We start from the raw sequence: 24,842 nt of genomic DNA, 5'->3' as shown, positions 1-24,842 counted from the left end.
AACATATTACGCCAAAAGGAATCCTATATAATATACAACATCAAACCAACAGGAACACAACTAACTAGTTTACTACATCTTACACCTTAAAAAACTGCACCAACATGGCTTATAAAATATTTTTTATTCTCGGACTCGTTCTTTTTCTGGTTGGTCAAATCATACTGGCACAAGGAAATGATTTTGTATATAATCAGGAACCTATTGATTTTGCCCATTGGTTTTTACTTATCGGAGCCGTTTTTCTAATTCCACAAGTGGTATCTTTTCCTAAAAAAAAGGTTAGCTACATTGGAATTCCTCTAACGCTTATTGGAATTACCTGTATTATTGGAATGTGTGTACTGGATTTTATTTGGTGGAGTTTCCCTAATGATGAAGCCCGAGCCGAATTCACCAATCACATTACCAACGTTCCATCTATATGGAAACCATTTATAACAATTGGTCCTAGTTCTAAGGTCTTTAATCTCGGATTACTGATCCTAAGCTTACTCTATCTAAAAAAAGAGAAAATAGCCGTTCTTATTATTGTAATCGCCACACTTATATTATGGCATATTATCCCATTACCTTTTAGACTTGTCTCCGGATATTTATTAACTTTAATAGGATTCAGTATGATTTTGTTAAAAAAAGACTCTTTTAAAATCTCATGATGTAAGAAAACTGCTACAAAATATTTCAACACAAGTATCGGAGTATCCACAACATAATTACCTGATAACAAACTAATTTTATATAAAAAAGAAAAAATAACGTAACATTTTATTTGATAAGAACATAGTATACCGTACAGTATAATTCATTGAATAAACTTTTGAACCCTTGCTATTTATCTTCATAACCCTTCTTAATATAGCCGTATTCCAAGGAATCGTTTTAGGGATGATTATTTTTAAGTCTCCTTTGTTTAAAAGTAGTGCGAACAGCTATCTTGCCTATGCTATTTTTGCCCTTTCTGTTTTGTTATTAAATTTAGTTTTTGAGTTAACTTATATCTATGATACAATTCCGTAAATACGATTTCTTGATAATGTAGGACTGGAACTGACATTTCCTCTATGCATCTATTTATTTATTGCACATCAAGTCAATCATCCTATAAAAAAAACACATTGGTTATTTATGCCTTTTTTGTGTATTGCACTCATCAATATATGTAGTGATCTGGACACAATTGCTCACCTATATAAACTCCCTTCTATTCTCCGGCAAATAATTGAAATACTTAAACTTATAGAAATTTTAGTCATACTCATATTTATACCCGGAATATTATTATGTGCGCTTCCTTTGATTTCTTTATCAGATACTCCCGAAGAAAAAAAGTGGCTATTACATTTATGGAGTATTACATTTACACTGTTGGGGTCTTTTGTATTGACTATCATTTTAGCACTTCTTTTTGATTTTGACATCAGTCCGATTATGAGAGTTCTCGCATTGCTAGCTACATTTTTGATCCATTGGATCGTATATACAGGCATTTTTAAATTTAAACTGGCACAAGACCAAAAAGAGATTAAAGCACTACTAAAAATAGACACTCCAATAGCTGTTACAGAAATAATTCCTTCCAAAGTATCTAATGAAAAAAAAGAAGAAACCTTCACTAAAGAAAATAGCTATTTTCTAAAACTCGAAGATCTTTGTAAAAATCATCACATATACAGGGATAGTACCTTGGATCGGGAAAAAGTAGCTTCAATGCTAGGCATTAGCAGTGGATATGTATCCCAACTAATAAATACAATTACAGGAAATAATTTTACCACCTATATTAATCACTATCGTGTTGAAGCTGTAAAAGATATTATCCTCACCGATGAATTCAATAATTATAGTCTTTTAGCTATAGGATTAGAATGTGGCTTTTCTTCAAAGTCAACTTTTCATAACGCCTTTAAAAAAGTAACTGGTATTACCCCCAATTCATATCGAAAACAGTACAAATAAGTTCGGATTTATTCAATTTTAAGATATTGAAACCCTATAAACCCCTGCATATTATAGGTTTGTATTTAAATAATTATAAATGTACTTCTTTAAAATCACAAGATATGAATATCCCAAAAATAACTACGATTGCCTCAATATGCTTTTTAATCTTATCAAGTTGCAGTAAAGACGATACCCCAACTAATTCACCTCAATCTCTTAAAGATGAAATAGAAAATCAGGAGTTTGTAAAAATCATAGAAGAACATGTTTCTGACATCCCTAAAAATGTTCAAATTGCTATTGCTGTTATTGACCAGGAAAATACTGAATATATTGGTATCCATAAAAAAAACAATGTACTAAGAAGAACAGATAATGCCGATAGAATTTTTGAAATCGGATCTATCACCAAAATATTTACAGGAATTTGTCTATCTAAGTTAGTTGCTATGGGACAAGCCTCTCTAACAGAAACCATACAGGATCAATTTGATTTTTCGTTATTAGCCGGAGGAGATATTACCTTATTACAATTAGCGAATCATACATCTGGATTATCCAGACACCCTACCAATATTGATGAAGTTCAAGATTTTGACATCAATAATCCATTTGCTCATTATGATATCAATCATTTAAAAAGCTACTTGCAAAATCATATCGTTTTGAATGCTGAAAGCGGTACACAATATCAATATTCGAATTTAGGAATGGGAATGCTCAGTTATATCCTATCTAAAAAAATGATGACTTCCTATGAAGAACTCGTACAGGAATATATTTTTAAGCCTCTTGAAATGACAAACTCTACCACTATCATGGCTAATGTAAACACAGAAAAGCTGGCTCCTGGACACAATGAAAATGGCAATCCGGTTCAAAACTGGGATTATACAGAAATATGGACAGGAACAGGAGCTATTAAGTCTTCTATACTTGATATGGAGAAATTTGTACATAAAAACTTTAAGGATGATATGATCTATAACCTGCCACAAAAAACAACCTTTAAAACTGAAGGAGAGTCTATAGGTTTAGGATGGCACATTCTGGAAAGTGACGGTTTTAGAATATTAAATCACACCGGAGGATCTAGTGGGTATGCTTCTTATATAGGAATGGACAAACATAACAAAAGAGCGATCATTGTACTATCCAATGTTTCAGGTCTTACTGAAAGTATCTATGCTTATAAAATAAACGAATTGGGTGCTGACTTGTTAGAACAGATATCTCTTCTTCGATAAATAAGTGCGGATTTGTTCAAATTAAAGGTATTGAAACCTTAAAAATGGGAAAAACCTATACGTTTGCTTCAAATCAAACAATATACTACAATACGTAAAAACCCCTTATCAATATGTTTCCTTACTACACTAAACGACATAGTAAAATACCTTAGTCCAGACACATGAGACATTCAAAAGAAAGCACTATGAAAGGTTTATATAGAAATACCCTAGCCTTTAATTTTTATTTAGTAAACAAAATCCCTCAATCAAAATACACAGAGAATTATATAGGAAATGGATGTTAATTCGAGGGAGGCACCGAAGTATTTATAGCTCGATTATCGAGTAAAATCCGTACCAAAGGAGCTCTAGCTTATAAAACATTTTATGACAACCCATAAACTAACTCAAAAAAATAATTAACAAAAAAATGAAATAGTACCTCAATCATACACAAAAACAATAGGTACATTTCATATCCCCCTCTAAACAACATGATATACTTATGAAAATACATTATTTTATTTTTCTGCTATTGACCGCTGTAAGTCTACAGGCACAAAGTCAATCCGATAGTTCTTCTTTTTTAGACAGAACCGAATTTAAAATAGGTTATTACGGAAATATCCTTTGGGATAACGGTCTTTCGGTAGGTGCTGAATACCAATGGAAAGAAAAAGTAAAAATCAAAGAACGAAACAAAGGACAAAAAAGGATTACCAAGCAACTTTTATTTCATGGAAACCTTGGTTATTCCACAAACTTCGCTACTCAAACAGATAATGGATTATCTACTTACTACGGTCTTATCTGGAGAAGAACAAATACCAAGGGGAGACAACTTAATTTAGTAATAAATCCATTAGGGTACTATCGTTCTTTCTTACCCGAAACCTACGAGGTAAAAGGAGATCACGTATCCAAAGTTTCTTTACCCGGGAGAGGCTACTATACTCCTTCTATTGCAATAGGGATAGGAAAGCTTCGCAAAGACAAAAAACGTTCGGGATGGTATCTGAATTTGCAATGCAGCCTGCGAACAAATTACAATGCAGGTAGCTTAGCTATTGTGTCATTACACTATGGACATCGATTCAATTTTAAAAGAAAAAAATAAACAGATGAAAAAAATAATTATTTATACCTTAAAAACAATAGTCCTCATAGGTCTGCTTATGAGCAGTTATGCCTGCTCTAAAGGAGATGATAACATCAACGATCTAAGTGAAACTATATATGTACGACATAAACAAGCAGATATGCCTGCTTACATTCATGGTAATGCTTCAGAAAAAGTATTCTTAATCATACTACATGGAGGTCCTGGAGGAACTGGATGGGGAGAAAGAAAAAATACTGTAAAAAGTAAAATAGAAAAAAACAATGCCGTTGTCTATTTTGATCAACGAGGTTCCGGAAATTCGCAAGGTAGCTATTCTGAAAACGACGTTAGTGTTGATCTAATGGCAGAAGATGTACTAGCGTTGGTAAAAGTTCTAAAAGCAAAGTATGGAAATGATGCCCGCTTCTTTTTAATGGGTCATAGTTGGGGAGGTACTTTGGGACCTGCTACTTTACTAAAAGATCAAAGTGACTTTATGGGGTGGATTGACGTTGATGGTAGCCATGACCCAAAAGGAAGTTACAATACTTATAAAATAGCATTAACTCAGATGGCTGATACACAAATCGCATTAGGAAATAGTGTATCGTATTGGAAAGATGTTAAAAATTTGGTTCAAAACGTGGGGGCTAATTATAGCGATGACGATTTTTATAAACTAAATAGAGAGACACATAATGGCGAACAAAAACTAGTTGATGATAAAATAATTAATAAACTACAAAACGATGGTATTGAAGGAGTACAATATAACTTATTTACTACGCTTTGGAACGGTAGTAAAATACAATCCATTCTAGTAAAAAAAGGTCTTTTCTCCAAAGTATCATTTACCAATAGACTAGATGAGATTACAATCCCATCACTAGTACTATGGGGTAAACATGACCTCATTGTACCCGCTGTATACGCACAGGAAGCTTATGATTTACTAGGTTCTGACCAAAAAGAACTCTTTATTTTTGAAAAATCGGGTCATAGCCCCATGGATAGTGAACCAGATCTTTTTGCCGAAAAAGTCATTAATTTTATCAATCGGCATAAGTAAACCGATTCAGGATAGATCCACGAGGCATGCGTTGGAAACAAATTTTATATTTCAAGGCAAGCCTCGGGATATTATATCTTCTGGTAGCTTCAATAAAAGAGACTCTATCTCTTTTTATAACAAATAAGAAAATAAAGGCTCAACTCCGAATTTAGTCTTTTATAAAATATAACTGGATACCCCTTTAAAAACAGCGAATTAATTCGCCTTTTTTACCCCTACATATGAAATAAAAAACAGCAGTTGAGCAATGTACTTAACCGCTGTTTTTTTTATATAATAAGTATCTTGCATCCCGAAATTAAAAACATACTTTTTATCAGCAATCTCAATACAAGCTATAAGCCAATGAAGTACCTCCTAGAAAATCAAGAAACTGAACGGATATTATTCAGAAAAATAAAGCGATCGGATTATACAGATTGGTTGGAATTTCATAAAAACCCCATTACCTCTCAGTATTGGATTTCTGAATTAAAAAGCCCGGAAGTAGCCTGTAAAAATTGGTATACAAAACAATTTCATCGGTATGAAAATAATCTGGGAGGAATGAATGCTTTAATTGAAAAACAAACAGGGAAACTAATCGGTCATTGTGGTCTTCTAGTACAAACGGTAGATGATATTACAGAACTGGAAATTGGATATTCGCTTTTACCTGAATTTTGGAGTAAAGGATTTGCTACAGAAGCAGCAAAAAAATGCAGAGATTTTTCTTTTAGAAATAATTTTTCGGACTCTTTAATTTCTATTATTAGTTTGACTAATAAACCTTCAGAAAAAGTAGCAATCAAAAATGGGATGAGCATCGATAAAGTTACAGAATACAATAAAAACAACGTAAATATTTTCCGGATATATACATCGGAATGGAATGCTCTAAACTTACCATAAAATCGCTTGTAAAACCATTTATTCACCAGACATTAAAAACCTAATTATTGAATAGATTATCACGAAACAAATACACAAATCCTAATAAATAGGAAATAAGTTCTAATACCGATACGGCTTTCATAACTTTTAAATCCCGTTCATTTAGTAACATTTCTCAGTATTTAGAGACATATACTTCTAAATGAATAATAAACCTATTAAAGAAACAAAAGTACCAAAAGTAATTATGCCAGTATATAATAACGTAATCCTCTTAGGCAAACTTTTATGCATAAGTACTATACTTTTAATTAATAATAACTGTCAATCCCAATCTATAAGTGATATGACCCATTTTGAAAAAGCTCAGAAAATACAACAAAAAATTCTCAGAGGAGATCTGGAAGTAGGAATACTTAATCCCAAAGAAATCGAAACCATGGTTACCCTATATACCAAAGCAAAAGATGCTAAAAGTTGGTATGAGCTTGGAATGATATATTATAAAGGGATTGGAGTAGAACAAGATGCTGAGAAAGCAGTGTACTTTTTCGAATTGGCAGCAACATCCGGTTACGGTATAGATGCCTGGATAAAATATATCAAAATAGCCTACTTTGCCAAACTCGACAGCATTCCCCCTGGTAAAATTATTAAATTGATTGAGCAATTAAAAGATAAGGATCCTACCGGAGAAATCTATCTCCTAAAAGGGTATATGCTATATATGGGATATGTATATGAAGATAATGAAAAAGTTTCTTATTTAATGCATCAAAAATCTGCTGAAAAAGGAAATGCAGAAGCGATGTTCGAGTTATTCATTTATTATTCGCAAGGGATAGGAGTCGAAGTCAATTTAGAAAAAGCCATAGAATGGTGTAGGAAAGCTTCGGAGCATAATAACCCCAGGGCTATGTACAATCTGGGAGCGTATTATGCAACAGGCTACCAAAGTATCCCTGTAGATATTCAAAAAACGATAAGCTTTTACACCAAAGCTGCAAATTTAGGTCATGGAAAGGCAGCTGGGCAATTAGCTGCTATGTATGTGACGGGAGAAGAAGTTGACAAAGATGATACTCTGGCAAAAAAGTTTTACCTACTGGCACTGGAAAATGGCTATGAAGTTGATTTTTTATTCGAAGATCTGGGATTAAAAACAATTAATATTGATGATTAATAACCTCGTCCTCCTTTAAAAAAAAGCGTACCACAGATAGTGTTTATAACTAATAATCAAGAGTAAAAAATCAACGTAGCACCTAAAGCCTTTAACGAGGAGTATTAACAACTAGGAATTAATCTCCTGTAAGCTCGATACAATTCATTGAAGTTCTCCTTTATTTCTATAGAACTGCTTCTATTTTAGTACACATGCACTAATTTTGACTTATATTTAGTACATTTGTACTAAATATAAATATTATCATTATGGTTATCGATATTATAGGTGCTGGAATCGGAGGATTAACAACGGCTATTGCTCTTAACCAAAAGGGAATTAGTACGAGAATCTTTGAACAAACAAAAAAAATAAAACCGGTAGGGGCTGGGATTATCTTAGCCAATAATGCCATGCAGGTTTATGAAAAATTAGGGCTGCGAAAGGAAATTGAAGAACAAGGAAATTCTATTTCCTCTATGAGTATTACAAAAGCAAACCTATCTCCTTTATCCAAAGTAGATTTATCTTTTTTTGAAAAAAAATATCAGGTAAAAAATATTGCAATTCACCGCGCTGCTTTGCAGCAAATTTTACTAAACAATTTACCTAAAAACACAATATACCTAAATCATCACCTAACTAAGATTGAATCCAATAATCTCGGTAATGTATTGACTTTTGCTAATGGGATAAAAACCCAATCTTCTGTTCTCATTGGAGCAGATGGGTTACAATCTGTAGTACGACAAAATTTATTCCCTGATTACAAGCTGAGGAATGCTAAGCAGATCTGTTGGAGAGGAATAACTACCTATACTCTACCCCATAAATACAGACATGAATTAAATGAAGCTTGGGGAAAAAACAGTCGGTTCGGATTTGTACAAATAGCAAAAAATAAGGTCTACTGGTATGCATTAAAATCATTTAAACACGATAAAAACGAGTTCGCTAAACAACATATTGAGACATATTTTGAGGCATATTCACCTGTAATTAAAGATATTATTTTCGCTACGGATAAAGAGCAATTACACACTGCAGAAATAGCTGATTTACCCCCTATACATACCTGGTATCAGGAAAATACCTGCCTTATTGGTGATGCAGCTCATGCCATGACACCAAATATGGGACAAGGAGCTTGTCAGGCAATAGAAGATGCCTATATCTTATCTAATTACCTGGACACTTATGAAGTACACACAGCTTTTAAAGAGTTTCAGCGAGTGAGGCTTCCCAAAGCACATCAGGTTGTAAAAGCAAGTTGGATACTCGGAAAAATCGCACATGCCTCCCACCCCATTGTTAGAGGTATTCGAAATCAATTATTGCGAATAACACCATCATCTTTTAGCCAAAAACAATCTGAACAACTTTTTCAACTTCCCAGTCTATGATAAGTACTATTCTATCCCTTCTTTTATGTGTTATTTTTACTATACTGAGCTTCTTTCACTTTTATTGGCTTTTTGGTGGAGTTTGGGGGGTACATAAAGTGATTCCCACAAAAGATCCACAAGTGCCTCCGCTTTCAGTTCCTAAATTTGGGACCTTAGTTGTCGCGATAACACTGCTTTTATTTGGAATTCTATACCTTCTTAAAACTGGATTCATCCAAATTGAAATTCCTCATTGGCTTACTTATACATATTACGCAATCCCTTTTATTTTCATTCTTCGTGCAATTGGAGAATTTAGATATGTCGGTTTTTTTAAGAAAATAAAAAACACAGAATTTGCCCAGGTAGATTCTCTAATATTTGCACCGCTATGTTTATGGATTGGAGGCACAGCTTACATAGTATTACTGCTATCATAGCATGATATGCTTTTACTTCAATAAAGGTATATATCTCTCTATAAAATCAATGTATTAAATCTTTCTTATCAAATCAGATTTATCGATATAAATTGAATAAAAAACGCCTCCTTTCCTAATATTTTTAATTTTAACATCAGTAATATTATACTCTACACTATATTGCTCTCTATAAGAAAAGCGGGATAAAATATAAATCTTCAATATTAATATTGTAAAAAAATAGGGTAACATTATCTCTTATTTGGGTACCTATATAGATTAAGCTAACAATTATCTTGATATAATTTAGTAAATAGTGAAACGAAATAAGAAAAAGAAAAATGAAAAAAAAAATTTTTACAATAGTGGCTGTAGGAATTACATTAGTATCAAATGCACAACAACAAAATAGAATTGAGTCGACAGGTAATATCGGTATAGGGACGACAACCCCTGCAGCCGAACTAGAAATAAAATCTGCTTCTGATAAAAGTGCCAAAATCCATCTTAATGCTTCTACTGATGGTAGATCTTCTGTAATACGATTTCAAGATGCCGGAGAAAACACCTGGGCATTTCTTTCTAATTATCCTACCAATAAAAAATTTAGCTTATATAACTATCATAATAACACAAATGCTATTATAGTTAATGAAAAAGGTGAAGTAGGTATCGGGATTACAAACCCAGGATCCAAATTAGATGTTAATGGTACTGTTAGGTTCAAAGGTGCTGCTAATGGTAGTACGGGTATAGGGGATGGCTATACTCACTTTCCACACGCAAATGGTAATAACTATATCCGGGGAAATACTTTCATTAGTAGCACTGATGAAATACAATTGCAAGCAGAAAATCGCACCACTATTATTGGTGGAACATTTGATGTAAAAACAAACTCAAGATTCAAAGGAGCAACCAATGGTAACACTGGCATGGGAGATGGGTACACTCACCTTCCACATGCAAATGGAAATAACTATATCCGAGGAAATACTTTTATTACTACCAAAGGTGCTATAGAATTATTTGCCGAATCAAAAACTACAATAACAGGGGGCAAAGTCGGAATCGGAACAACTGATCCAAAAACTAATCTGGAAGTTTATAAGTATAATGGAACTTCTCAACTTAGACTACATACTAATCAACACGCTGGCACTGCAAAACTTGAGATCGCGGGAGGTTCTGCCCTAAAAGATAATAATCCAGATAATTATTCAGGATGGTCAATTTATCATTCATTTACTCACACAAATAAAGATCTTTACTTCAGACATGGTCAATCTGGGATTCCACATGTAATTTTTGCTGATAATGGAAATGTCGCCATATTTGGTAAATTAGAATCAAAAGAAGTAAAAGTTACCAATACTCCAACTGCTGATTTTGTATTTGAAGAAAATTATGAATTGCCCTCTTTAAACTTTATTGCTAAATACATTAAAGATAATAAACATCTTCCCGAAATTGCTTCAGCAAAAGAGATGAAACGAAATGGAGTAAACATTGGAAAATTCCAAATACAACTTCTTCAAAAAATTGAAGAATTAACCCTCTATACAATTCAACAGGAAAAACAAATAAACAAACAAACTCATCAGATCAATGAATTAAAATCATTAGTGAAACAACTTATTGAAGCTAGAAAATAATATCCCTTTAAAACAAGTCACCTCACATAAGCAAACAAAATCTTACTTAGAAAACAAATGTTGATTTTGAATTACTCAGAGGACATATATCCATTATCGAATAAGACATCTAAGTCAACAAGAGCTAATATCTACACATTAGCTCTTGTTACATAAACCACAGGGCTTCCAGGAAACTTACTCAATTATTCCTATTCCTTATCTTTATTTATTAAATTACAAGGCAACAAGTAATCCCCTACTACTCCATAGCCTGCAAAAAAATAATACAATGAACCTAAGAAATAATTCGACCCCTAATTGCCAGTTACTACAGAGCCCTGACGAAATTTCAAAAATGTTTCACGGGTTATTTGATTTTATCAATCTTTTAATGCCTATCTCTGAGCATGATCAAAAACTTTGCAAAAAATATTTCAAACCGTATACTGTCAAAAAAGGAACACTCCTGGAAGTGGAGGGAACAACTCATACACATCATAATTTTATAGTCTCCGGGTATATGCGCAATTTTCATCATGATGAAAAAGGAAAAGAAATAACAACGGATATCAATGATGGTCCCAGATTTTTTACTTCCTATTACAGTTTTATTCAGCAAACCATTTCTAATGAAAACCTACATTGCATCACAGATTGTAAACTACTGCGAATTAACCGAAAAGACAATGAGATCATTACACGTCAAGGGCAAAATTCACAGAAATATGTAGAAAAAATATTACAATATAATTTGGAATCCAGTAGACAACGAGTTATTGATTCCAATACCTTAACAGCAAAAGAACGATACCTAAAAATGCTAAAAAATCATCCTGCTATCCTAAGAAACGTACCTATTAATTATATCGCTTCTTATCTGGGAATCAATGCTGGAAGTCTTAGTAGAATCCGCCAGGAAATATCTCCCTAAAGTGATTTTCTAACAAATGTGAAGTGTTTCCAGAAAATAGTACCACATATTTGTTAACCACATACGTACTTCAAAAAGTGGTATGCAAAAACTTATAAACTCGCATAGCAATGGATTCAACAGTATCCCCTTTAAAAAAAACAAAACCTCGCAATTGGAGACTTCACCTTATGAGAGGGCTTTTCTTCCTCAATTTTATTAGTCTTGCCTATGATAATTGGTCAACAATTCTATTTCCAAAAGAACAGATGGGCGTATTAAGTGGTGTCGCCATTAGCTTTTGGGCAGGATTTTCCTTACTTAATTTTTTAGGTATACGTTTCCCGCTAAAAATGATCCCTATACTCTTATTACAATTGTTGTATAAGTCTGCCTGGATTATAGGTACTTACCTACCTGCCCACGCATCAGGAACTACAAGTGCAGGAATTCAAGAGTTTTTTTGGATCTGTATCGCCGGAATAGTATTGAACTTGGTCATAATCCCATGGAAATATACCTATCGGGAATTCTGCAAAGACCTATTCAAATTTGGAGGCTCTTAAAAAATTATCCTATATCACAAACCTTTGCATCCCTAAAACTAAATTGAGATAAGCAGCAATACAGTATCAAAAACAAACATAAAATCACTTTTTATTAAGCATAGAATATAATAATGTCAGTATCAATATAACATCTCAAATCATTAGCATATAATTAAAGAGATAAACATATATTTATAGCATCAAATATCTTACAAATTCTCCTATACTTTATATGAAAATAACAGATTATCTAGATAGAATTAATTATAACGGAGCACTTGCTCCCAGTCTGGAGGTATTAAGAGCTCTTCAAAAAGCACATATTATACACATTCCCTTTGAAAACCTCGATATCCATTATAACAACCAGATTAATCTGGATATTGATAAAATATATCACAAAGTCATCTCTCAAAAAAGAGGAGGTTTCTGCTACGAACTAAATGGACTATTTCATACCCTACTAAATAAAATAGGTTTTAATGCTCATATAATATCTGGTCGCGTATATAACCATAAAAAACAAACATTTGGAAAAGAATTTGACCATCTGATCATATTAGTTTCCCTGAATCAAAAAAAATATCTGGTAGATGTAGGTTTTGGGGAATTTGTCTTTTACCCTTTGGAGCTAACCTTGGATAAAATACAAACAGACCCCAGAGGCGATTTCATCATCGAAAAAGCTCACCCTCCATATTATAAAGTTTCTAAAGTAACTCAAAAGAAAAAAACAGTACAATACATTTTTACGCTTCAGAAAAGAGAATTACATGATTTTTCTGAAATGTGCATCTATCATCAAACTGATACTAACTCTAATTTTACTCAAAAAAAACTAATTACTAGACCACACGAATCAGGACGGGTCACTCTGAGTGGAAACATGTTAAAAATAACTGAAAAAGATACGGTTATACAGACAATGACATTTCTTCCTGAAACATTTGGTAAATACCTAAAGGATTGGTTTGGAATTGATGAAGCTGCATTAATTAGAGAGTAACAATCACGAAACAATGTGATTTCACATAATTTTTTTGTATCATTCAGAGTGATGGCAACAGATAAAGAAATACAGCAGGCGGATTATATAAACCGAATCAACCGGGTTTTTGAATTTATTGATCAAAATTTAGACACAACACTTTCATTAACAATTGTTTCAGAAATAGCATCGTTCTCTCCATTTCACTTCCATCGAATTTTCAAAATGCTTACTAATGAAACCTTGCACCAATATATAAGCAGACGAAGAATTGAAAAAGCCGCATTAGATTTATTACATAAAAATGTCAAAACTACAGTAATCGCACATCAATACGGATTCAGTGATAATACTTCATTTTCCAGAGCTTTTAAAAAATATTTTGGTATGAGTCCAATGGAGTTTAAAAAACAAAACCCAAATAAACATAGCAAGATTCGTCAACTAGAAAGCAAGAATGGACAAGAATATCCTTCTTCCAAAAAATACATTTGCATCATTGAAAACCTTAAAAACTGGATTACAATGAAAGCAGTAATTACAATTAAAACAATACCAGATATGGAAGTCGCTTATATTTCTAGTATCGGCGCTCAAAATCTCTCTCTTGCATATCAAAAATTAATACGATGGGCTACTCCAAAAGGGCTGATTAATGAACAAACAAAAATGCTTACAGTATATTTTGATAGTTTTAAAGTCACTGCTTCTCATAAAGTACGAATGCATGCATCTATCTTACTTACAACACCTGCAGAGACATCAGGAGAGATTGGAAAAACAACTGTTGAGGCTGGAAAATGCATTGTCGGACATTTTGAAATCACCCCTGAAGAATTCGAAAAATCGTGGACCGGGTTATTTTTATGGATGAATGAAAATGGCTATAAAAAATCCGATAGAAATCCTTTTGAAATATACCATAATGACTTCACAAAACATCCTGAAAATAAATGCATTGTCGATTTTTGTATTCCCATTATGTAAGAAAATTAACTAGTTCAGAAGCTTATAAAACAATTATAAGAACCCTACTACATAATCGTTCGACACAAGTGTCGGAGTATTCAAATATCACCTGATGAGTAACATCAATGCTATTTCTATGAACGTGTGTATCTAAAGTGCATCTATATAATACCTGCCACTCACTATAAGAGAGTGGCTGTATCTTTTGATCTATCTTTTTTGGCTCTGTTGCTAATTAAAGTTATTAGCCATCATATCTCCACTTAAAACAATTGATAACAATGTGTTACAATAACTCCTTTATGGGTGGGGGAAGCAACCGAAACCAATTCTTTCTTTTCTTTTACCTTCATAGTAAAAGGAGGAGCTAATACATCTACTCCACTTTGTTTCTTTAATCGTATCCCTTGTCCGGAAATAATATCTTTGTTGGGTTCTATATTCTCTTCGGGAAGATGTTCCGTAATAATAACATACTTATAGGCATATAGCTTCTCTAGGATCTGTTGTATTTCTGTATTAGATAAGTGCTGTAATACCTGGCGCAATATGGCACAATCACCAGCAGGTAACTCATCTACTGCAATGTCCATACAATAAAATGTCACATTCTCATCTGCAAATTCTCTTTTATTTCGTTCTATAAGATCCGGTACAATATCCACTGCGATATATTGCTTTGTAAACGGGACCAACATTTTTCCTACATTAAAATCACCACATCCCAGATCACATAGGGTTATGGGAGTATCAAAACCCTTCAAAAACGAAGTAATCGCCTCAATATATGGAGTAATAATTATCGGGTCATGAGACCCGATGCCAGAATAAAATTCAGTACACTTCCCTCCCCAAAGGTTCATTTCATAAATCTGCTGCATAGCATCCTTAGTTGGCCAGGGTTTCTTTATTTTTTTTGTACTGAGATTTTTATTCATAACGGTTAATTTTTAGTCTCCTTCCTCTAAGAATCACTTTTCAATCCGCAATAGAGGTTCTCTCACTATATTAAACAAACCTACGAATTATACGAAAATTTCCTTCTTATCAACCTGACATGATTGGAAAACTCAAAAAAAGTCATTTATTTATTACTTTAGTGCAGTAATCTTAAGCGAAGATACTATAGTAATTGATAATAATACCATATCTAAAATGAGAGTATTCACCTTACTACTTATGGCATTACTGCTATCTTGTAAAAACAATCAAATGGACAAAAAAGGTATTCATTCTGGCATCATCCCTATTACGACTTCTTCTAAAGAAGCGAAAAAGCATTTTGAAAAAGCACAATTTTTAGTGCAAAATGGAATTGACGGAAACCCAACAGAAAGCTATAAAAAAGCATTGGAATATGACAGTAGTTTTGTTAGAATGCACAATTTTATCTCCATATACGCTCCTGATGATACATTAAAAAAACATCATCATGAACTCGCTAAAAAATTTAGACATTTAGCTTCTAAAGAGGAGCAACTATTAATTGATGCTACAGAATTCAGAATAAACAACCCGGATGATATGTATGAAAAAAAATTATTTGAACTAGCAGAAGCTTGTCCTAATGATAAATACCTGTTCCATACAATCTGCTTTTTACTGTTTAGAAAAAATCCAGCACTGGCAATCGAAGCAGGAAAAAAATCAGTGGTATTAGATAGCAACTACGGTTCTGGCTACAATATTCTGGGATATGCATACCTTAATAATAAAGAACTGGAGAAAGCTAAAAGTGCTTTTGACAATTTTATCAGGTGTGAACCTGAAAACGGGAATCCATATGACTCGAAAGCAGATGTAATGCTACAATTAGGAAATTATAAAGAGGCCCTGACATTAAAACAAAAAGCCTATGAATTAAATCCCACTTTTGACTGGATTCCTGAAGAAATAAAAGAAATCAAAGCCACAATAGATACATTAGAAAATTGAATAGCTCTAATCAAATCCATGGAAGGTAAAACTGTCTCCTATTACTCAACTAAGCACTATATATCAACAATATACACCTAATAAAAAGGGGATTAGACAAAGAGATCTGAAAAAATTTTTTTAATCTAATAAAGAAATTTCTTAGTTTTGCCTTAGGAGAATTTAAGATACATAAATTTTGTATCGTACTTATTTCTAACATTAGAGAAGATATAGGGAAATAAGTTTCATTCTTGTACAGTTCACTGTGCTACTCTAATAAAAATGTAATTTTTATTAGAATGAATACGACTGTACCTATTATTTTATCCGCTCCGAAAATCATTGATCTTCTAAAGAAAATTGACCTTATTTCTGTTATAGAAGAAGGCTTTATTTCCTTATCATCCGATAAAGCGATCATCCCACCTGTAGGAGAATTACTATTTGACAACCCCAAAGGAGAAACACATATTAAATATGGATACATTTTTCAGCAACCGTATTTTGTAATCAAGATAGCCTCCGGGTTTTATGACAATCCCAAATTAGGAATAAAATCCAGTCAAGGAGTCATGCTTGCTTTTAGTCAGCAAACCGGAGAGATTGTTGCCGTCTTATTAGATGAAGGATATCTTACTGATATTCGTACTGTGATTGCTAGTATGATTACGATAAAACATCTCGCTCCTAAAAAGATAACATGTATTGGAATTATAGGAACTGGTATTCAGGCAAAACTTCAATTAGAGTACTTACGCCAAGTGACTAATTGCAAAAATATAATGATATGGGGACGGAATCAGGAAAAAGCAATTGCATTAAAAGAAGGGTTTCTAAACCCTGAGTACACCATTACAGTTACCTCTTCCCTGGATATACTAGCAGATACCTGCAATGTGATCATAACTACGACGCCTTCTGAAGAACCTCTATTAACATGGAGGCAAGTAAAAAAAGGAACCCATATTACTGCCATTGGTTCAGATACTCCAAAAAAAATAGAACTCGAAACGGACATAATAAAACATGCTGACCTGATTGTTTCCGACAGCATAAATCAGTCTAAAACCAGAGGAGAAATTTATAACGCTCGATTAGATAATTGCTTAGACGAAAAGAAACTTATAGAGCTGGGGACTTTATTAAACAACAACACCTTGGGAAGACAAAATGATCAACAGATTACAGTTGCAGACCTAACAGGAGTCGCTGTACAAGATATAATGATTACCTCAGCTATAATTAATACGTATAAATCTCAATAATATGAACATTCGAATTTTTGACCTGGAACGCATTCAGTCGCTATATGAAAATACCGTTCCTATAAACCTTACAGAAAGTGGCTTTCATCCTTATACATTAGAAGAGTTACTTTCTGAAGAGCAACTAAAGATGCTGACAAGTACTGTATTAGGGTACGGACAAACTAACGGTTCTATTCCGCTACGCCAGACCATAGCAAACCTGTATAAACATTGTAATGAAGAAAATGTTCTGGTTACGAATGGATCTGCTGAGGCTAATTTTATTGCCTGTCATACCTTACTATCTCCAGGAGATGAAGTCGTAATGATGGTTCCTAACTATATGCAGATCTGGGGAATTGTCGAAGAAATGGGGTGCGTTCCAAAAAAGTTTCACCTAAAAGAAGAAGATGAATGGAAACCAGATTTAGAAGAGTTAGCCTCATTAATGACAGTAAAAACCAAAATGATTGCTTTATGCAATCCTAATAACCCTACAGGGTATGTATTGTCAGATGAAGAGATGAGAGCAATCGTTGAAATTGCCAGAAAATATGATGCTTGGATATATTGTGATGAAGTTTATAAAGGAGCTGATCTAGACGGCATCGAAAAACCGAGTTTTTATGGTATGTATGATAAAGTAATGGTTAATGGGGGACTTTCCAAAGCCTATGCGCTGCCAGGATTACGCTTAGGATGGCTTATCGGTCCGGAAAAATGTATTGCTGATACATGTGCATATCATGATTACACCTCTATTACAGCAGGAATTTTAAGCCATAAAATAGGGGAAATCGTTTTACAGCCCAACATGCGAAAAACAATATTATCACGAAATATTACCATGCTCAATGAAAACCTGCAAGCAACAATAGATTGGGCAAATCAATACGGAGACCTCGTAGAGTTTACCCCTCCAAAAGCGGGAGGTATGGTGTTTATCAAATATAAGTTTCCTATTAATTCTACAGAATTATCCGATTGGTTACGTATCGAAAAAGGAGTTTTTATTCTGGCAGGAGATGTCTATGGAATGGATCATCATTTTAGAATAGGTATTGGAGCAGAAAAGAAAGACCTTCTCAAAGGATATAAAATACTTACCCAAGCCCTGAAAGAACGGTTTGATATTTAATAAATAGTTCTTAGTTTCATTAGGTAATTAGAAGGTCGTTTAAATCCTGGGGGACCACCCAGAACAAACGACCTTACACCTATCATAAAGGCTTAAAAATGAAAAAACTACAACAACACATCGCAGAATACAACAAACAAATGAAATTGGGAAGCATCCCTAAAACCTATCAAAAATTGATGAAATACCTGATGGGATTACGAGCTTATTTTATACGTCAATATGCGAATGAGTTTGTTATTGGTAGTTTTTATCAAGGGTATATGGATATTTCTTATTTTCCAATAACCCCAAAAGTGCTAAAAGCCCAGCAACTAAAAATAGGTCTTATATTTAACCATGAAAAGATGCAATTCGAAAATTGGTTGGTCGGGCAAAACAAACAGGTACAAAAAGAATATTGGCTCCTATGTAAAGAACAACAATGGGATCAATATCCACTTTCTTCTACTGCTCAGAATTCAATCATCAAACATCCGATTATTAAAAATCCTGATTTCGAGCAATTGGATATTTTGACAAAGACCATTGAAAAAGAAACATTACAATTTATTACCGCTATTACCAATACATTCCCTAACAGATAAAGATTAAAAATACCTAAATATAATATCAGAAAAAGGATCTTAATGTCGAGCTTAGCTCCTTAAAATCTATAAAACTTCATTATAAAGCAGAGCAGGTTTCATTATTTTTATAAAACAAAATTCACACATTTCGCTAAAAAACCTATCAATGAAAAAAATATACCTTATCGGTAGTTTAATCTCCGTACTCATCTCTGGATGTTATAAAGATAAAACGACAACTACTCAGGTAATTTCTCTTATTAAAACAACCAAAAGCTGGAATGGGAGTCCACTTCCTCAATACCCGGAAGGAACTCCAGAGGTAACCATTCTAAAAATTACCATTCCCCCTAAAACGAAACTACCATTGCATCGACATCCGGAAATTAATGCTGGAGTTTTACTCAAAGGAGCATTAACCGTCATCAGTGAAGCAAATGACACACTCTATCTCAAAGAAGGAGATCCCATTGTCGAACTAGTTAATTCTTGGCACTTTGGAAAAAACGAAGGAAATAAACCTGCAGAAATCGTCGTATTCTATGCAGGAGTTCAGGGTAGTCCTATAACAATTCTTAAAGATAAAGATGGTCATAGTCATTAAAAAAACACCTGTAAAAAACCTCTTTTTGATTTTTTTAGAGATCAAAGCAATCTTATTATCAGAGATTTTATATTTGTATTGGTATATGAAAATAACATACATTAAAAATATAAACAAATCATAAGGGGATATGAAATTCAGAGTATACCCCTCTTAACAAAAGAGGGAACCGCTGTCCTTTGTTTTTAAATTTTAATACCTATGGCAACAAATAAGCTTATAGTAGACGAACGACAAACCGACTTGGGCAATTTTATGGTTGGAAGGTTATTACCTTTTAGAAAAAAGCGACAGGTAGGTCCTTTTACTTTTATAGATCATATGGGACCTGCTAAAATGGGAAATGGAAAATACATAGATGTGGATCAACATCCTCATATTGGTTTGAGTACACTTACATATCTTTTTGAGGGAGAAATCGAGCATAGAGATAGTATTGGTAATACACAAATCATATCCCCCGGAGATGTAGGCTTCATGACATCTGGAAGCGGAGTAACGCATACAGAAAGAACTCCTGCCGCTAAAAGAAACAAGCAAGAATTTCTTATGCATGGATATCAAATATGGGTAGCACTACCGAAAGATAAAGAAGAGATGCCTCCTCAATTTGACTTCTATCCCAGTAGAGATATCCCAAACTGGACATCTGGTTCTCTTAAACTAAAACTTATAGCGGGAAATGCTTTTGGAAAATCTGCACCACTACAGGGATATTCTCCTTTATTTATGGTAGATATTTCCGCTTCTCAACCGACAACACTGAATCTAAGAGGGCAATTAGAAGGCGAAGTCGCTTTTGTGATTGTCAAGGGATCCATTACAGATCAGGAGCATCGCATTACTGCCGGACAAATGCTTATTAGTAAAACTGATGATCAATGCGAAATCTGCCTCGCAGCAGATACACAAATCCTGTTATTTGGAGGGTTACCATTGGCAGAAGAACGATTCCTTTCCTGGAATTTCGTCTCTCATAGTAAAGAGCGTTTGCAGCAAGCAACTGAAGACTGGAAAAATAAAAAGTTCCCACAAGTCCCCTTTGATAATACATATATCCCTCTTCCCTCCTATAAAAAGTAAGAACACAATACACCTAAACAAACAATGAAAGAGAAAATTGATCGCATCGTTGAATCAAGAGAAACCAAAGCAGGACTTTATTTTGATTACACCATCCAAGTATTAATTTTACTTTCTATTCTGGGGTTTACGATTGAAACCCTCCCAAATCTATCTCCTCAGTTAGTTGATTTCCTAGAAGATTTCGAGATTTTCTGCATTGTTATTTTCTCTATAGAATATCTCATCCGAATATATATTGCACGAAAAAAACTTAAATTTATCTTTAGTTTCTATGGAATCATTGACCTGGTAGCCATCTTACCCTTCTACCTATCGTTTGGTCTTGATCTCAGATCTGCACGAGTATTCCGTTTTCTCAGATTATTTCGATTGATAAAACTGATTCGGTACAACCGTGCTATTCGAAGGTTTTCGATTGCATTCCATATGATCCGGGAAGAACTTATCATATTTAGTGTTGTTTCTCTGATACTGATCTATCTTTCTGCCGTAGGAATTTATTATTTTGAAAATGCAGCACAACCCGAAGTATTTTCTTCCATTTTTTCCAGCCTATGGTGGTCGGTAGTTACCCTAACTACCGTTGGTTATGGAGATGTTGTTCCCATTACCATCGGAGGTAGGATATTTACATTCATTATTTTGATGATTGGATTAGGAATCATAGCTATTCCATCAGGAATGATCTCTTCAGCACTAACAGAAGCCAGAAGTATTGAAAAAAAGAAAAACATACAAGAAACAACGAAAGCTACACTACCCGAATAATGATATTGAAAAATAACTAATGAATAAGGAAGCCTCTTCTCATTGTATATGTAACATTTCATACCCTTGTAACACATACATATAACCATCCCTAATATGTATCATATGATTTTCAGCTTTGGAAACTATACAATAAAAACGTATATAAATAAAGATGTAGCTCTAAATGAACGATATCAACATAACACATTAGACACCTTATCATAAAGTAATAAACAAATGACAGAACCATTAACTATTCAGGAAAAAATCAAGTTACGAGCCTATAAAGATAAAATTGCAAACCTTATCGTAATGTGGGGAGTCGGAGTTTTTGTTTTTTTATTAATTGTTTGTTTTATTCCTATGGGGTTACTTCCCAAAAAAAGACGAGTAGAGATCTCAAATCCTGATCTCAGTATTTTTGATTCTATGGGAGTATTCCCTACTCTTGCTATGCTACTCATTATTGCCGGAGGTCTTGCCGCATATTTATATTTCTCATATAAATACCCAAAACTGGTCAAAGACCTATCAGAACAGAAAAAAGTAATCCTGGATGTTACCGTAAGAAATATTATCTATAAACAAGGAGGCGGCCCACAAGAAATAGCATTATACTTTAGTCCTCCGTATCAATCTATTAATAAAATAGACTTCATCGGAGAAAAACAACTCCCTCCTATGTATAAAAACCAGGAAATACAATTAATAATCACCAAAAATACGCTGTATCCATTACAGGTAAAACCTAAAAATGACATCAATGAAATTATGAATGTACTGTCTAAGATACAGCAAGAAAGTAAACAGAAGCCTTGAGATTACGATTGATAAAAGGTTTCTTTAGGGAGAATCCGAAAGAAAAATAATCTTGACCTCTAATTAAAAAATTAGTAGTATTACTCTGATTAAATAAGGGAAGATAACAACATTATCACATGGCACGTTTACAAGAACATAGAGAAAAACTTAACTTAACTCAAAAAGAACTATCAAACATCTCTGGTATTTCGATACGAACCATTCAGCGCATCGAATCAGGGGTTCCTCCAAAAGGATACACTTTAAAAACCTTAGCCAAAACCCTGGCTATTAATGAAAATGACCTATTAGAAGAAAAAGAGGTTACAGAGCAAATCGATTATACACTTCTAAATATAATTAACCTTTCCTCTCTATTGGTATCCTTTATTCCAATTATTAATTTTCTCACTCCACTTACCATTGCCATTTTAAAAAAACAATATAACCTCCAAACTAAGCAAATTATAAACATTCAGGTACTATGGACAATCTTATTCCTGGTTATTCTTGCTTTAGGAACTTTCATAAATGCAGGAAATCTAATTCGAGATTTTTTTATAACCATCTTGTTTTTACTAATACTAGCCAATCTTTTTATCATTCTTAGAAATAGTATTGAAATCAATAAAAACAAAAAACTATATTTCTCTCTTAAGATTAGAATTCTATAGCATTCATAATACGTGGCGGCTTTATGACGCTTTATTGGCGGCTTTTTTTTATACTTTTTTTTCTCCTCTTACTGACCTTTGTTTCATAAACAAAAAGGAAAAATCATGAAAAAAAACACCCCTATAATGATGTTTCTAATCATCATTACTGCTACTCTCTCTTTCTGTTATGGTCAAAACACTCAACATAAGATAAAAAAAATCGACACCCTTTTTTCCCGCTGGAACGAACCTCATCACCCCGGAGGTGTTGTGACTATTTTTAGAAAAGACACCCTGCTTTTTTCTAAAGAATATGGAATGGCCTCTATCGAATATTCTGTACCTAATAAAATCAATACTATTTTTAATATAGGATCTATCGCTAAACAATTTACTGCCCTCGGAATTATCCTTCTCGAAAAGCAAAAAAAACTTAACATCAATGATGACATCAGAAAGCACCTTCCTGATTTTCCAGATATGGGCACAACCATTACAATCAAACATCTGCTATATCATACGAGCGGTATTAGAGACCTGCACGGATTACTTGCATTAGCCGGATGGAGAAAAAATGATGTTATGAGTACTCATGATATATATCGGATTATAAAAAAACAAAAAACTCTTAATTATCTACCTGGAGAAGAGTTTTCATATTGTAATACCGGTTATATATTATTAGCAAAAATCATTGAAAATATCAGCCATTCTACTTTTAGTACATGGATGAAAAAAAATATTTTTACCCCACTTGGAATGCAGAATACTTATATCAAAGATTCGCATGATGCACTATGTACTAATACTGCTACCTCCTATTATGGAAATAAAGATTTCAAACAAGCATTAGACTATTGGGCATATTACGGATCTGGGAATATATACTCAACTACCAATGATCTTATTACATGGCTGAAAAATTTTACATCTTCTTCTTCCCGGTGGAAAAATTCCTTTACTAAACTCCTAGTAACAGGAGTTCTAAACAATGGAACCTCTACTAACTATGGTTTTGGAATTCGAGTAGAAAATCATCTGAACAGAAAAGTGATTCAGCATGGAGGTCTTGTTGGTGGTTACAGGGCTATCATTCGTTCTTATCCTGAAGAAGACATTCATATCGTTATTCTTTCTAACTATAGCGGTAGTGACATTCTATCAAAAACAGATATAATCTCCCAATTACTGTTAGATACTAAAAAACACCCTGTAATCGAGAATAAAAAAGCAGTAACCTCTCCCGAGTTTACCTCTCTTTCTAAAAAACAACTATCAAAATTCGAAGGAATTTACTGGAACCCCACAGAAAAATACGGTCGAACTATTTATATAAAAAACGATACATTGAGATACCACAGATCAGCAAATAATGAACATTCTTTGCTCCCCCTGAATACACATACTTTCCTAATGGAAAATACTGAAAATGTCCAGGTTCAGTTCGAAATGACAAACAAACATGATCAAAAAATGATTGTAATCATTCCTAATGAACCTGCTACAGTTTTTACTTATCATTCAAAAAAACTAAAAACCAATTCCCTCGCTCAATATATCGGATCATATTATAGTGAAGAACTAAAAACTACCTATTCTATCTCACTAGAAAACAACACCTTATATATCGAACATATTCAACATGGAAAAATAAAATTAATGCTTTTATATAATGATATTTTTTCTGCCGACTGGCCTATAAATTGCTTAGAAGTAAAACGAAACAAAAAAGGAATAATTGAAGGTATAAAAATATCAAATGGACGAACCAGAAATGTTTGGTTCAAAAAAATAAAATAGAAGAATCGGTTATTTTTCTATTCAAAA

Annotated in this window: 25 protein-coding genes; 24 read left to right on the top strand and 1 reads right to left on the bottom strand. The window is 33.4% G+C overall.

Annotation, left to right across the window (positions count from 1 at the left end):
• Positions 1-104: 104 nt before the first annotated feature.
• The 14 genes from ACFSTE_RS04585 to ACFSTE_RS04520 all read left to right on the top strand — a co-directional run bounded on the left by ACFSTE_RS04585 (position 105) and on the right by ACFSTE_RS04520 (position 14,265).
• A complete protein-coding gene (locus ACFSTE_RS04585; protein WP_176029605.1) occupies positions 105-659 on the top strand; it encodes a hypothetical protein in 555 nt (184 codons plus the stop codon).
• A 469-nt stretch (positions 660-1,128) separates the two neighbouring features.
• Positions 1,129-1,959 (top strand): helix-turn-helix domain-containing protein, encoded by an 831-nt coding sequence (locus tag ACFSTE_RS04580; protein ID WP_378255811.1) that lies wholly within the window; start codon positions 1,129-1,131, stop codon positions 1,957-1,959.
• 104 nt (positions 1,960-2,063) lie between these two features.
• Positions 2,064-3,191, top strand: a complete 1,128-nt coding sequence (locus ACFSTE_RS04575; protein ID WP_176029604.1) for a serine hydrolase domain-containing protein — start codon at positions 2,064-2,066, stop codon at positions 3,189-3,191.
• A 490-nt stretch (positions 3,192-3,681) separates the two neighbouring features.
• On the top strand, positions 3,682-4,293 hold the full coding sequence (locus ACFSTE_RS04570; RefSeq protein ID WP_176029603.1) for a hypothetical protein: 612 nt from the start codon (positions 3,682-3,684) through the stop codon (positions 4,291-4,293).
• Between the two features lie 4 nt (positions 4,294-4,297).
• Positions 4,298-5,347 carry an alpha/beta fold hydrolase gene (locus tag ACFSTE_RS04565; RefSeq protein WP_176029602.1) on the top strand — a complete coding sequence of 350 codons (1,050 nt, stop codon included), beginning with the start codon at positions 4,298-4,300 and terminating at the stop codon, positions 5,345-5,347.
• A gap of 348 nt (positions 5,348-5,695) precedes the next feature.
• Positions 5,696-6,241: a GNAT family N-acetyltransferase gene (locus tag ACFSTE_RS04560; protein ID WP_378255814.1), complete on the top strand. Its 546-nt coding sequence runs from the start codon at positions 5,696-5,698 to the stop codon at positions 6,239-6,241.
• A 328-nt stretch (positions 6,242-6,569) separates the two neighbouring features.
• Positions 6,570-7,406, top strand: a complete 837-nt coding sequence (locus tag ACFSTE_RS04555) for a tetratricopeptide repeat protein (RefSeq protein ID WP_378297989.1) — start codon at positions 6,570-6,572, stop codon at positions 7,404-7,406.
• A 251-nt stretch (positions 7,407-7,657) separates the two neighbouring features.
• Positions 7,658-8,791 carry an FAD-dependent monooxygenase gene (locus ACFSTE_RS04550; RefSeq protein WP_378255818.1) on the top strand — a complete coding sequence of 378 codons (1,134 nt, stop codon included), beginning with the start codon at positions 7,658-7,660 and terminating at the stop codon, positions 8,789-8,791.
• Positions 8,788-9,213: a DUF3995 domain-containing protein gene (locus ACFSTE_RS04545; protein ID WP_378255820.1), complete on the top strand. Its 426-nt coding sequence runs from the start codon at positions 8,788-8,790 to the stop codon at positions 9,211-9,213. Before ACFSTE_RS04550 ends, ACFSTE_RS04545 begins: the two co-directional genes overlap by 4 nt.
• 323 nt (positions 9,214-9,536) lie before the next feature.
• The gene (locus ACFSTE_RS04540) at positions 9,537-10,850 is read left to right on the top strand and encodes a hypothetical protein (protein ID WP_378255822.1); all 1,314 of its coding nucleotides are present in this window, start codon (positions 9,537-9,539) and stop codon (positions 10,848-10,850) included.
• A gap of 271 nt (positions 10,851-11,121) precedes the next feature.
• Positions 11,122-11,763, top strand: coding sequence for a Crp/Fnr family transcriptional regulator (locus tag ACFSTE_RS04535; RefSeq protein ID WP_378297987.1), 642 nt, complete (start codon positions 11,122-11,124; stop codon positions 11,761-11,763).
• A gap of 110 nt (positions 11,764-11,873) precedes the next feature.
• Positions 11,874-12,308, top strand: coding sequence for a hypothetical protein (locus ACFSTE_RS04530; RefSeq protein ID WP_378255826.1), 435 nt, complete (start codon positions 11,874-11,876; stop codon positions 12,306-12,308).
• A 214-nt stretch (positions 12,309-12,522) separates the two neighbouring features.
• Positions 12,523-13,296 carry an arylamine N-acetyltransferase family protein gene (locus ACFSTE_RS04525; protein ID WP_378255827.1) on the top strand — a complete coding sequence of 258 codons (774 nt, stop codon included), beginning with the start codon at positions 12,523-12,525 and terminating at the stop codon, positions 13,294-13,296.
• Between the two features lie 51 nt (positions 13,297-13,347).
• Positions 13,348-14,265, top strand: a complete 918-nt coding sequence (locus ACFSTE_RS04520) for an AraC family transcriptional regulator (RefSeq protein WP_378255829.1) — start codon at positions 13,348-13,350, stop codon at positions 14,263-14,265.
• Positions 14,266-14,510: 245 nt separating this feature from the next.
• Here ACFSTE_RS04520 and ACFSTE_RS04515 read toward each other — a convergent pair whose 3' ends face one another.
• A complete protein-coding gene (locus ACFSTE_RS04515) occupies positions 14,511-15,185 on the bottom strand; it encodes a class I SAM-dependent methyltransferase (protein ID WP_378255831.1) in 675 nt (224 codons plus the stop codon).
• A 217-nt stretch (positions 15,186-15,402) separates the two neighbouring features.
• Here ACFSTE_RS04515 and ACFSTE_RS04510 point away from each other — a divergent pair, with 217 nt between their 5' ends.
• The 10 genes from ACFSTE_RS04510 (at position 15,403) to ACFSTE_RS04465 (ending at position 24,815) form a co-directional block, all read left to right on the top strand.
• On the top strand, positions 15,403-16,182 hold the full coding sequence (locus ACFSTE_RS04510; RefSeq protein ID WP_176029593.1) for a tetratricopeptide repeat protein: 780 nt from the start codon (positions 15,403-15,405) through the stop codon (positions 16,180-16,182).
• A 281-nt stretch (positions 16,183-16,463) separates the two neighbouring features.
• A complete protein-coding gene (locus ACFSTE_RS04505) occupies positions 16,464-17,429 on the top strand; it encodes a hypothetical protein (RefSeq protein ID WP_378255833.1) in 966 nt (321 codons plus the stop codon).
• A 1-nt stretch (position 17,430) separates the two neighbouring features.
• Complete coding sequence (locus ACFSTE_RS04500; RefSeq protein WP_378255835.1) at positions 17,431-18,549, top strand: aminotransferase class I/II-fold pyridoxal phosphate-dependent enzyme; 1,119 nt, start codon at positions 17,431-17,433, stop codon at positions 18,547-18,549.
• 98 nt (positions 18,550-18,647) lie between these two features.
• Positions 18,648-19,136 carry a DUF7000 family protein gene (locus ACFSTE_RS04495; protein ID WP_378255837.1) on the top strand — a complete coding sequence of 163 codons (489 nt, stop codon included), beginning with the start codon at positions 18,648-18,650 and terminating at the stop codon, positions 19,134-19,136.
• Between the two features lie 148 nt (positions 19,137-19,284).
• Complete coding sequence (locus ACFSTE_RS04490) at positions 19,285-19,722, top strand: cupin domain-containing protein (RefSeq protein WP_176029589.1); 438 nt, start codon at positions 19,285-19,287, stop codon at positions 19,720-19,722.
• A 201-nt stretch (positions 19,723-19,923) separates the two neighbouring features.
• A complete protein-coding gene (locus tag ACFSTE_RS04485; protein WP_378255839.1) occupies positions 19,924-20,805 on the top strand; it encodes a pirin family protein in 882 nt (293 codons plus the stop codon).
• Between the two features lie 24 nt (positions 20,806-20,829).
• Positions 20,830-21,576 carry an ion transporter gene (locus ACFSTE_RS04480; protein ID WP_176029587.1) on the top strand — a complete coding sequence of 249 codons (747 nt, stop codon included), beginning with the start codon at positions 20,830-20,832 and terminating at the stop codon, positions 21,574-21,576.
• Between the two features lie 219 nt (positions 21,577-21,795).
• Positions 21,796-22,377: a hypothetical protein gene (locus tag ACFSTE_RS04475; RefSeq protein WP_378255841.1), complete on the top strand. Its 582-nt coding sequence runs from the start codon at positions 21,796-21,798 to the stop codon at positions 22,375-22,377.
• Between the two features lie 119 nt (positions 22,378-22,496).
• Positions 22,497-23,033 carry a helix-turn-helix domain-containing protein gene (locus ACFSTE_RS04470; RefSeq protein ID WP_378255843.1) on the top strand — a complete coding sequence of 179 codons (537 nt, stop codon included), beginning with the start codon at positions 22,497-22,499 and terminating at the stop codon, positions 23,031-23,033.
• Positions 23,034-23,138: 105 nt separating this feature from the next.
• Positions 23,139-24,815, top strand: coding sequence for a serine hydrolase domain-containing protein (locus tag ACFSTE_RS04465; RefSeq protein WP_378255845.1), 1,677 nt, complete (start codon positions 23,139-23,141; stop codon positions 24,813-24,815).
• Positions 24,816-24,842: the final 27 nt, after the last annotated feature.

Origin of the sequence: Aquimarina hainanensis, assembly GCF_042684685.1 — a bacterium.
GTDB classification, from domain to species: Bacteria; Bacteroidota; Bacteroidia; order Flavobacteriales; family Flavobacteriaceae; genus Aquimarina; species Aquimarina hainanensis.
The sequence above is the reverse complement of the archived record's forward strand: the minus strand, read 5'-3'. Positions and strand labels throughout refer to the sequence as shown.